This window comes from Belliella aquatica, assembly GCF_014637795.1.
Taxonomy (GTDB): Bacteria; Bacteroidota; Bacteroidia; order Cytophagales; family Cyclobacteriaceae; genus Belliella; species Belliella aquatica.
This window is the reverse complement of the sequence record NZ_BMFD01000011.1, coordinates 82838-93964: the sequence shown is the minus strand read 5'-3', so window position 1 is coordinate 93964 and position 11127 is coordinate 82838. Positions and strand designations below refer to the sequence as shown.

At 35.9% G+C, this 11127-nt stretch carries 10 protein-coding genes; 8 read left to right on the top strand and 2 right to left on the bottom strand.

Annotation, left to right across the window (positions count from 1 at the left end; all coding sequences use genetic code 11):
* Nucleotides 1–198: 198 nt before the first annotated feature.
* Nucleotides 199–1233 carry a LacI family DNA-binding transcriptional regulator gene (locus IEV57_RS14340; protein ID WP_229744505.1) on the bottom strand — a complete coding sequence of 345 codons (1035 nt, stop codon included), beginning with the start codon at nt 1231–1233 and terminating at the stop codon, nt 199–201.
* A gap of 253 nt (nt 1234–1486) precedes the next feature.
* On the opposite strand from IEV57_RS14340, the gene IEV57_RS14335 reads away from it, so the two are divergent.
* The 8 genes from IEV57_RS14335 to IEV57_RS14300 all read left to right on the top strand — a co-directional run bounded on the left by IEV57_RS14335 (nt 1487) and on the right by IEV57_RS14300 (nt 9825).
* Nucleotides 1487–3076: a sodium:solute symporter gene (locus IEV57_RS14335; protein ID WP_188443735.1), complete on the top strand. Its 1590-nt coding sequence runs from the start codon at nt 1487–1489 to the stop codon at nt 3074–3076.
* On the top strand, nt 3061–4233 hold the full coding sequence (locus IEV57_RS14330) for an amylo-alpha-1,6-glucosidase (RefSeq protein ID WP_188443734.1): 1173 nt from the start codon (nt 3061–3063) through the stop codon (nt 4231–4233). The genes IEV57_RS14335 and IEV57_RS14330 overlap by 16 nt, the downstream gene beginning before the upstream one ends.
* Nucleotide 4234: 1 nt before the next feature.
* Nucleotides 4235–5152, top strand: coding sequence for a carbohydrate kinase family protein (locus IEV57_RS14325; protein WP_188443733.1), 918 nt, complete (start codon nt 4235–4237; stop codon nt 5150–5152).
* A 34-nt stretch (nt 5153–5186) separates the two neighbouring features.
* On the top strand, nt 5187–5915 hold the full coding sequence (pxpA, locus tag IEV57_RS14320; RefSeq protein ID WP_229744503.1) for a 5-oxoprolinase subunit PxpA: 729 nt from the start codon (nt 5187–5189) through the stop codon (nt 5913–5915).
* A gap of 4 nt (nt 5916–5919) precedes the next feature.
* On the top strand, nt 5920–6630 hold the full coding sequence (gene pxpB / locus IEV57_RS14315; RefSeq protein ID WP_188443731.1) for a 5-oxoprolinase subunit PxpB: 711 nt from the start codon (nt 5920–5922) through the stop codon (nt 6628–6630).
* Complete coding sequence (locus IEV57_RS14310; RefSeq protein WP_229744496.1) at nt 6602–7492, top strand: 5-oxoprolinase subunit C family protein; 891 nt, start codon at nt 6602–6604, stop codon at nt 7490–7492. Before pxpB ends, IEV57_RS14310 begins: the two co-directional genes overlap by 29 nt.
* Nucleotides 7493–7566: 74 nt before the next feature.
* Complete coding sequence (locus IEV57_RS14305) at nt 7567–8250, top strand: CPBP family glutamic-type intramembrane protease (protein WP_188443730.1); 684 nt, start codon at nt 7567–7569, stop codon at nt 8248–8250.
* A gap of 63 nt (nt 8251–8313) precedes the next feature.
* Nucleotides 8314–9825: a DUF4301 family protein gene (locus IEV57_RS14300; RefSeq protein WP_188443729.1), complete on the top strand. Its 1512-nt coding sequence runs from the start codon at nt 8314–8316 to the stop codon at nt 9823–9825.
* Between the two features lie 151 nt (nt 9826–9976).
* On the opposite strand, the gene IEV57_RS14295 is transcribed toward IEV57_RS14300, so the two are convergent.
* Nucleotides 9977–11125: a hypothetical protein gene (locus IEV57_RS14295; RefSeq protein WP_188443728.1), complete on the bottom strand. Its 1149-nt coding sequence runs from the start codon at nt 11123–11125 to the stop codon at nt 9977–9979.
* Nucleotides 11126–11127 lie beyond the last annotated feature (2 nt).

Sequence of the window (11127 nt, the reverse complement as noted above, 5' to 3'; positions counted from 1 at the left end):
TTATAACCAATTGAAAAAGAAAAGAGTATAATATTTGCTAAAAGTAAAAATTTAGGTAATTAAAAGATGAATGCCTTTGCTTTTTGAAATAAAAAACTAAAATATATAAACTAAGTTCATTATTTAAAATGAAACATTTCATACCATTAATAGGTCTACTTATATTCCTTTTTAAGTCAATCATCTTTTTCTAAAGAATTAAGCTTTTGACAAAGTGGTAGATTCTCGGATGACTAACTCAGTTTTTATTTCAACGGTCTTCAAATTTTCTACATCATGATTGCCAATCATTTCTATAAGCAGGTTTGTAGCATCTACACCCATCTGAAACCCGTGCTGTTCGACGGTGCTGAGCTGAGGGGTAGAAACTCTTGATAGCATCCAGTTACTGAAGCCAATCAAACCCACATCTTTTGGAATATGATACCCTTTTTCTTTTAAATACCGAAGTACGCCAAGCGCAACCAAGTCTGTAATACAAAAAATAGCGTTTGGCGGGTTTTTACTTTCCATTAGCTCTTTTGCAAAATCATAACCCTCTTGATCAGAGATTTTTCTACATACTTTTACCCAATCAGGATCTGATTCTAAGTTATGGTCCTGAATTGCTTTTAAATAGCCAGCACATCTCTCTGAAGAATTTTTCACATCCTCTCTTCCTCGTATGTGTGCTATTCTAGTATAGCCCTCGTCGATTAAATGTTTAACGGCCGAATATGCGCCATCGAAATCATCTACTATGACTTTTGGGGTTGGTAAATAATCAGTGATTTTATCAAACTGCACAACAGGCTTGCCTTCATTCAAAAATTCTCTTAAATGATCTCCTTCCACTGTTTCATTTGAAATGGAAATCAGGAGTCCATCTACACTGCTATTTAGCATAGCTCTGCTAGCAAGAATTTCGTCTTTCAATATATCATTTGATTGAGAGACTAATAAGTTATACCCTTGTCTATTCGCTTCTGATATGGCTCCACTAATCACTGTAGAAAAAAAATGGTGAACTAATTCAGGCACGATCAAGCCGATATTAAATGTTTTATTTTTTCTGAAATTTACCGCTAAAAAATTTGGCACATAGTTATGAGTCTCTGCATATTCTTTAACTAATTTGATGGTCTCTTCAGCAATATCAGGATGCGCCTTTAATGCTCTTGAAACTGTAGAAACTGATATGCCTAATTCCCTACCTATATCCTTTAAGGTTAATTTCTTTTTGTCATTCATCATTTTGAGTCTTGTAAGACTATAATATTATTAATTTATGAATTATGATCCAAGGAGTATTTTTACTATCAAGAAATATTCTAAATAGCATCCCTGCAATGGTTTGTGCAAACGATTGCGAAAATGCAGCATTTGTTAAATAACAATTTATTCATTTTCTTTTCATGCCTTTTGTTCTGAGTTGTAATATTTATTCTAAAAGGCATAAAATTACACTCTTTCAAATTCATTCATAAACCAATTAAAAGCTAATTTAATGAATACAGACTTAATTAGTAATCTTGATTTTCTTATCATGATTGTTTACTTAGTTGGAATGATTTTCTATGGATTGTACCATTCCAAAAGAAGTAATTCTGAAGATTATTTCCTTGCCGGCAGAAGTATGACTTGGCCTATAGTTGGTATTTCACTTTTTGCAGCGAATATATCAAGTACCACATTGATTGGTTTGGCAGGTGATGCATACAGCACAGGTATCTCTGTTTATAATTATGAATGGATGGCTGCGGTAATTTTGGTTTTCTTTAGCATATTTTTCTTACCATTTTATCTTCGATCAGGAGTATACACCATGCCTGAATTTTTAGAAAGAAGGTATGACAGAAGAAGTAGATATTATTTTTCATTTATCACCTTAATTGGAAATATTTTAATAGAAACTGCTGCAGGTCTTTATGCGGGTAGTTTGATTTTGAAATTAGTATTTCCAGAAGTTAGTATGACCGTTATCATTTTGATATTGGCATTTGCTGCAGCTGCTTATACTATTCCTGGTGGACTTTCTTCCGTTGTTCATACTGAAGTTATTCAAGCGATATTGTTATTTATTGGATCATTAATCTTAACCTATGTAACCTATCAGGCTGTGGGAGGATGGGAAAACGTCATGGCAGTCACGCCATCAGAAATGGTGAGCTTAATTCGGCCTATCGATGACCCATCTGTTCCATGGACTGGTTTACTATTTGGTGTTCCTCTTTTGGGATTCTATTTCTGGGCAAACAACCAATTTATGGTTCAGCGTGTCCTGACAGCTAAGGATTTAAATCACGGCAGATGGGGTGCTTTATTTGCGGGTTTATTGAAATTGCCGGTTTTATTCTTCATGGTATTTCCAGGAACTATGGCTAGGGTCCTCTATCCTAACTTAGAGAATCCTGACACTGTATTTCCCACTTTGGTTTTTGACCTATTGCCATCAGGCTTGATCGGACTATTGATGGCGGGTTTGTTGGCTGCTATGTCCTCTAGTATAAGTGCAACTTTGAACTCTGCTTCTACTCTAATCACTATGGATTTTGTGAAAAATCTTAATCCAGGCTTAAGCAGTAAGCAATTGGTTCGTGTGGGACAATTCGCTACCGTCATTTTGGTACTCCTGGCAGCCGCATGGACTCCACAGATCGAGAAGTTTGATTCCCTATTCAAATACCTTCAAATGGTTGTCGGATTGATTGCTCCTCCTGTAGTTGTTGTGTTTATCTGGGGTATGTTTTGGAAAAAAGGCAATGCAGATGGCTCTTTTTACAGCTTATTGTCGGGTTTTGTTGTAGCTGTTGTTTTGATTTTATTAAAAGTCTTTATGCCTGAAATTGGAATTAGCCAATGGCATTTCTTACATACAGCGCCAATGTTATTTGTGTTTTGCTCTGTTGTATATGTGATTGCAAGCATGCGAGGTACTCCTCCAAGCGAAGAGGCTATTAGAGATTATACTTGGAATAATAAAATTTATACAGATGAAACAGCTTCACTGCAAGCACTTCCTTGGTATAAGAACTATAGAATTTTGTCCGTTTTCTTATTGATCATCACATTTATCATTGTATGGATTTACAGATAGCCAACGAAAAAGCATTAGAAATTCTAAGAAAGTCCTCTCATCCAAAAGGTTTTCTTGCTTCTGCTTTGGCCAAAGACAACTATCAAAGAGTTTGGGCTAGAGATGGGGTGATTACTGGCCTTGCTGCACTTTCTACTCGGGAAGAAGATTTGATTGAAACCTTCCGCCAAACTCTAATCACCCTCGGTGAACATATCAGTCCACAAGGCCATGTGCCTTCTAACGTTGGTTTGGAATCAGGGGAAGTAAGTTATGGTGGATTGGCAGGGCGAGCAGACACAGGAAGTTGGTGGATCATTGGTCTTTGCCTCTATTCAAAAATTACTGGAGACAAGTCCCTTCTTGAAAAGTATGGGCAAGAGATAAGCAAGATTCATGCATTGTACCATGCCTGGGAGTACAACAACAAAGAGTTGATTTATGTCCCTTTGGCAGGAGATTGGGCAGATGAGTACATTCTAAGTGGCTATGTATTATATGATCAGGTTTTGAGATATGCTGCGCTAAAACTTTCAGCAGAGATGTATGGTACTGAAGAATGGAAAGAAAAAGCAGATAAAGTAAAACATGCTATTCATCAAAACTTTATTTTATCTGAAGAATGGAAAAATACTGGAATTCACCCTATTGCAAAAAAGTATCTAATCAATTCCCATCATGATAAACCCTATTTCCCTGCATCTTTTAATCCTGCTGGATATCAGGACTATTTTGATGCGTTTGGAAATGCCTTAGCGATAATATTCAAAATTCATCCCAATCCAGAATCTTGTATTCAATGGACTTCACAAAATATTGGAACCCTCGTGCCAGCATTTCATCCTGCTATCGGAGAAGCTGATTCTGACTTTTCACTATTGAAACAAAATTATCGGTTTGAGTTCAGAAATTATCCTCACGAATTCCACAATGGAGGAATTTGGCCTATGGTCAATGGTTTTTGGGGGTTGGCGAATTTTATTTCCTTGAGTAAAAATGAAGCTGAAGTTATTTTAGATGATTTAATCACCCTGAATGCAAAAGATGATTGGGGATTTAACGAGTGCTTTCATGGGCAGACCTTGCAACCCTGTGGTGTACATGCCTGCACTTGGAGTGCAGCAGGTCAATTGTTGTTGAGTAATAGTTTAAGTAAAGGGTTTTACCTATTAGATTGAGATGAATAAAGAATTTGATATTGTAGTAGTTGGAGAACTTTTGGTAGACCTTATCGGTCACGAAATCCGAGATGAAATCTTTAGAACACATTCTTTCAGAAGATTCCAAGGTGGTAGCCCAGCAAATTTGGGAGCAAATATGACCCGATTAGGAAAGAAAGTCATGCTAATCTCAAGTGTGGGAAAAGATGGGATGGGTGAATATTTGATTCACGAATTGGAAAATCTTGGGCTATCGATTAGCAACATAAAGGAAAGAGATTCGCATCCTACCAGTCTAGTATTGCTGTCACGATCTCATGGAACTCCTGATTTTATTGCTTACAGAGAAGCAGACCGACTTATCCACTCAGAGGATATACAAGATGAAATGCTCTCAAAAGCTAAACTCTTTCATACCACTTGTTTTGCTTTGAGTAAGGAACCTGCACAGTCTTCAATACTCGATGGAGCTGATAGGGCGTATAAGCTTGGTGTTCAGTTGAGTATAGATTTGAATTATGCACCAAGCATTTGGCCTGATCATGCAGAAGCGCTCCGCGTTGTAAAGCAATATTGTAGCCTTTCTCCTTTTGTAAAAGTGAGTCAGGATGACTGTAATAGAATTTTTCAAAGAGAAATCCCTGAGCAAGAAGCGATCGAAATAATTAAGTCTTGGGGAGCAAAACTCATTTGTTTTACCAAAGGAAAAGAAGGAAGCCATCTCAGTTTGGAAGATAACCGAAGCATCATTGTTCCTGCTGATGAAGTAAAAGTCATGGGTGACGCTACTGGTGCCGGCGATGCTTATTGGGCTGGATTTCTTTCCGCTTGGCTTGAAAAGAAGGACTGGGTTTCTTGTGTAAAAGCCGCTTCAAAAATGGCTGCTTTCAAATTGTCAACAGATGGACCATTACCTGAAAAAGTTATATTAGATTAGCTTTTCCTTGTTGAATCCGTTTATCTTTGATTTGATGAGTGGGAAAACTATGGCAATGGATATCAATTGTGATTTAGGTGAAGGAATGCCTGATGATGCTTTATTGATGCCTTTTTTGGCAAGTTGCAATATTGCATGTGGGGGACATTTTGGAGATAGGATGACGATGCAAACAGCCATCCTTTTAGCCAAAGAACACAATGTGAATGTTGGTGCCCATCCCTCCTATCCTGACAAGGAAAATTTCGGTCGCAAGAGTCTAAATCTAGAATTTGAATTTCTTGAAGATTCCTTGATTAGTCAAATCCATGATTTTCAAGAAGTCTGCCTTTCTCAAAATGTAGATTTTCACCATATCAAGCCCCATGGTGCACTTTATAATGATCTGGCAAAGGACGAAAAGCTTGCAACTTTTTTCCTAAAATTGATACAAAAGTATTTCCAAGATATTCCTCTGTACTGCCCACCAAATTCAAAGATTGCAACACTAGCTCCAAACTATGGTGTTAAGACAATTTTGGAAGTATTTGCTGACAGAAGCTACAATGATAATCTTACCTTGGTCGCTCGGTCACATCCAAAAGCTCTTTTGACCAGTATAGAAGAAGTGGAAGAGCATCTACTTCCTATGATTTTTGAGAAAAAAATACGGACGATATCAGGCCAACTGATTTCAGTTGAAGCTCAAACAGTATGTGTTCATGGGGACAATCCTTCGGCTTTGGCTATCCTGAGAATGATTCGCTCAAATTTCACTTCTTGACCAGATGAAGAAATCCTATTTTCAAATCTCACCCAATTTGATAGAAATCCGATGGCCAAAGGAAATTTCTGATGCTATCCTGTTGGAGCAGTTAACATGGAGAACTTTTTTAAAGAAAAATCATGCTGATAGAATTCTTGAAATCAGAATTGGGTTCAATACGCTTTCTATTCTTTTCGATAAAAATATAAGTATCACTGAATGGGCTGATCTCTATAATGTTTTACAGAATTTAGAATTAAATCAAACTATATTATCTCAGAGTATTTGGAAAATCCCAGTGTGCTACGGTGGTGAATATGGTTATGACTTAGAAAATTTGTCAAGAGAAAAGGATATTTCTGAAAAAGACTTGATCCAATTACATCAAGCAAAAACATACAGACTTCATTTTTATGGGTTTTTGCCAGGATTTATGTATTTGGGTGGTTTAGACCCCAAATTAGAAAGTCCAAGGAAATCTATTCCAGATAGAAATATTCCCACGGGTTCGGTTGCTATTGGAGGAAATCAAACAGGAATATATCCCATGGAAAGTCCCGGAGGCTGGCATGTAATTGGGAGAACACCTCTCCGATTATTTGATGTAGAAGGTGAAGAACAAGTAATTCCAAAACAAGGAGATTTAATTATTTTTGAAGAGATAGATCAAGCCGATTTTAATAGAATTGAGCAACTTGTTCAACATGGTCAATATCAATGGAAAAATGCTTAAAACGCCTTCATATATACACTTTGTAAAGTCAGCGGGCTATTGTTCTGTTCAAGATCAAGGTAGGTTTGGATTTGCTGACTTAGGGGTTCCATATTCAGGCGCGATGGATCAGTTTTCCTATACCCTCGCCAACAAGCTATTGAGAAACACCGAAGATTCGGCTGTTTTGGAAATTGCGATTGCTGGGCCAACCATGGTATTTGAAATGGCAACTAGAATTGTATTTACTGGGGCTCAGGCCGATATTTTTCACAATGGAAATCCCATTCAGTTAGGACAAATCATCTCCTTGAATGCGGAAGATGAAATAATGGTTGGCAAAATTATCCGTGGACAATGGCTTTATATGGGAATCGAAGGAGGCTTGGAAACCCCAATTTTTATGGAGAGTAGAAGTTGGTATGCAGGTATCAGCACTTTCTCAAAAATTCAAAAGGGTGATACAGTCTGTTATCTTTCAGAAGAAAAATTCAAGGGGAATACCCTTTCACATCCCAAATTAACGAGCACATGGTTTGAAGAAGAAAAAATTAACGTTTACAAAGGTCCTGAATGGGAATCACTACCCGATAGACTCAAAACACAAATCCTATTTACAGCTTTTGAAATTTCTCGAAACTCCAATCGCATGGGAATCCAACTTGAAGAATTTATACCCAATCAATTGGATCAATTACTGACATCGCCCGTCTATCCAGGAACAGTTCAGCTTACTCCTGCTGGAAAATTGATCGTCTTGATGCGGGACGCACAAGTTACGGGCGGTTACCCCCGGATTTTCCAACTCTCCGATGACTCTGTAAATATAATTGCGCAAAAAAGTTTTGGTCAAAAAGTAAAGTTTAGTATTATCGATTCTTAATAATTTAATTGTTTAAATTGAGATTATAAATTGATATAGAAACTCCCACTTTTAAACTTTTCAATAATTGCAGTATGAAAGTATTAATTAAAAATGAAATTGATTTTTTGAGATCATTACCACAGACAAAAAGAATCAGATATTTTAGAGGTTCAAAAATTCAAAAAATTATTTTAGTACTATTATTCTATCTAGTCCTAGATTTTTTAATTGCATTACCACTTGCTTATTTTTTGGATTTAATATTTCCAAATCTAGAAGATGCTTATTTGTTAGATATTGATTTAGACATAAGTGGATTTTTCTTGATAGTAATTTTCGCTCCAATTTTAGAGGAGTTGATTTTCAGGCTCCCACTTAAACTTTCCTTATGGAGGTTTCATTTTTTTCTTCTAGTAGTTGCACTCAGTTGCTTTATCATTGATCCTTACTTTGGTTTTGCAATGTTAATATTCTGGGCTATTTCAATTAATTTATTTTTGAGTAAAAAGTATTTTAACTTTATTAAGCTTAAGTGGCTCAAGTACAGAGTAGCGATATTTTATTTTTTCTCGTTTCTCTTTGGAATTGTACATGCTTTTAATTTTGATCCTGAGTTTTTGCCCTATTACGCATTTTCAATCATCTTTCTTCCTCAATTGATTGGAGGAGTTCTGTTGGCTGTAATAAGGCTTAGATTTGGTTTTTTTTATGCGCTTCTTTTACATTCAACTTTCAATGGAATCTTAATGCTTGTAGAATTTCTTACTGAAACCTAATATTATTTTCCAATACCAAAATCAATCTTTATATTGATCATTATAAAACCTAAAAACCTGAATATGAATTCTCAACTAGAAAAACAGATTGTGGAACAAGGGATGTCCCTTGAGAATGTAAAAGAACAAATTCACAATTTTAAGAACGGTTTCCCATATTTACCGATCGTTTCTGCTGCTAAAATTGGTGATGGTATAAAAGTTTTAAGTGCTGCTGAAATTCAAGCTTTTCAAGAAATCTATCCAGCAAAAGCTGCTCAAATTGAGGTGGTGAAATTTGTTCCTGCGAGTGGGGCCGCTTCAAGAATGTTCAAGGATCTTTTTGCTTTCTTAGATGGAGATGGAGACTTGTCCAAAAGTACTTTTACGCAAAAATTCATAGACAAGCTTTCCAATTTTGCATTCTATTCAGATTTGGATGAAGTGTTGAAGCAAAATGGCAGCAGCATCAAGGAAGCACTTGAGAAGAAAGATTACAAAGCTATTGTTAGTGCTTTGCTGAATGATGATGGTTTAGCTTACGGAATTTTGCCAAAGGGATTGCTGAAATTTCATCATTATGAAGATCATGATCGCACTCCCACTTACGAGCATTTCATAGAAGGAATACAATATGCCATAGGTGAAGATAATTATGTGAGATTACATTTTACAGTTTCTCCAGAACATGAGTCAAAATTCAAGGAAGAAGTACTCAAAATCAAAAGACCTCTTGAAAAGGAGTTCAATGTAAAATTTGAAGTGACGTATTCTCAGCAGAAAAAGTCAACAGACACCATTGCTGTGAATATGGATAATACACCATTTTTGGAAGAAGATGGAAGCATCCTTTTCCGTCCAGCAGGCCATGGAGCATTATTAGAAAACCTGAATGAAATCGATGGAGACCTTATTTTCATCAAAAATATTGATAATGTAGTTCCAGATCGACTCAAAGAAGAAACCAAGAAATATAAAATCGCTGTTGGTGGTTTGTTGTTAGAAATTCAAGAAAAAGTTTTCGATGCTTTAGAAAGACTTGAAAATAGTTACTCAGAAGCCGATTTGAAATTTGCTGAAACAGTGATTGCTCAAGATCTTGATGGTAAATTGAGAGAAGATTATGAAAGTCTTGAGGCAAAAGAGAAAGGGAAATACTTATTCCAAAAACTAAACAGACCTATCCGTATCTGTGGGATGGTCAAAAATACGGGGGAACCTGGAGGTGGACCTTTTTGGGTCAAAGAAGATGATGGATCGCTGACCTTACAAATTGCAGAAACAGCACAAATCAACCTAGATGATGAAGCACAGAGAGAAATCATGCAGTCTTCTACCCATTTTAACCCTGTAGATTTGGTGTGCTCTATAAAAGACTACAAAGGCAAAAAATTTGATTTGCTGGCTTTTCGAGATATGCGAACAGGTTTTGTAACAGAAAAATCCAAAGGTGGTAGAGATCTAAAAGCGCAAGAATTGCCAGGCTTATGGAATGGTGCGATGGCAGGTTGGAATACAGTGTTCGTTGAAGTTCCCCTGATCACATTCAATCCTGTAAAAACAGTGAATGATCTTCTTAGAGATGAGCATCAATAGATTTATAAAAACTTAATTAACCTCAAGTCAATAGTGGGTTTACTAATTGACTTGAGGTTTATAGTTATTAGTGATCTTCGATTTGGGATTAGTACACAAAAAGATAAAAAATATCATTTTTTATGTGAAGAAGATATTACTTAACTTATCTTCAATTACTTGAGGCAAGATTGAGTTTATAAAAAGTCACAAAATCCTCTTCAACTTCGAAATAATCTTGATTTTTCAAGGCTAGGATTTCACCTTTATTATTAACTACAGAAGACCAAATCAATCCTTTTGGTAAAAGGATATCCTTTTGAACAAGCTGATGGTCATTGTCAAATACAGCTGCGTATCGAGGAATATTATATATAAAATCCATCCATTCAGTTCTGTTTTCAGGATCATAGTTTCTTGAAATTTCTTCTTCTACACCTTTAGTGTAAATGACAATTACATCATTTTTTCTTCTATAGAGTTTTTCTACTTTACCAAAAATGATATTCCCTTTTTGTTCGTACCATTCATGATAATCTTTCATTGGAACTCCGGGCATTGGAATGGCATCTTCAATATTTAGGTTTACCTCTTTGACAAATTCAATCTCCCCTTCTCTTTCTTGATAGACAAAGTATTTCATCTCGGCTAGAAAGAATACTATCCATTCATCTTTTGACTTGATTATTGTCGGAGGAATTAGATTAAAGTAAAGCCCCTTATCATAAACCGTGTTTTTTGGGAAATTCATCGTATTTCTAACTTCCACCGAAACCGGATCAAACACTTCTATAAGTGGACTTTTATAGTTGTGTTCCAATAAGTCAATAAGATCGTCCCAATCGATTTCCTCTCTTTCAGGTCGACTATAAGCATAAGAATTCCCAATTTTGTAGGCTGGAAAATTGAGCCCGTTAAAAAAGTAATAATTTTCAGGAATTGAAATTCGGTTTTCAATTTCACCATCATTTGAGAATTGTATCAATCCTTTTTGTTGTTCCATGATAGTGAATTTACCATCTAAAAAACCAATTCCCATTGCCCAGTTAATCGCATTTGGACCCTCTGTTGGCATTTTAAATTTATTATGGATTGTCCCTAAATCATCAAAAAGCACATAATCATCATTGGAATTCCATCTTCCCAAATACAATCCAACATCTGAATTATAATCAAACAAGAAGAGGTTACCTAAATAATCAACTCGTATGGAATCAATAATTGCTAATTGCAGTTCTGCATCCTCAATGCCTTTTTCGTTTTTGGATTTACAGGCAAAAACAAATAACAGTAGCAAGAAAAGTAAGTATTGATTTTTCATAT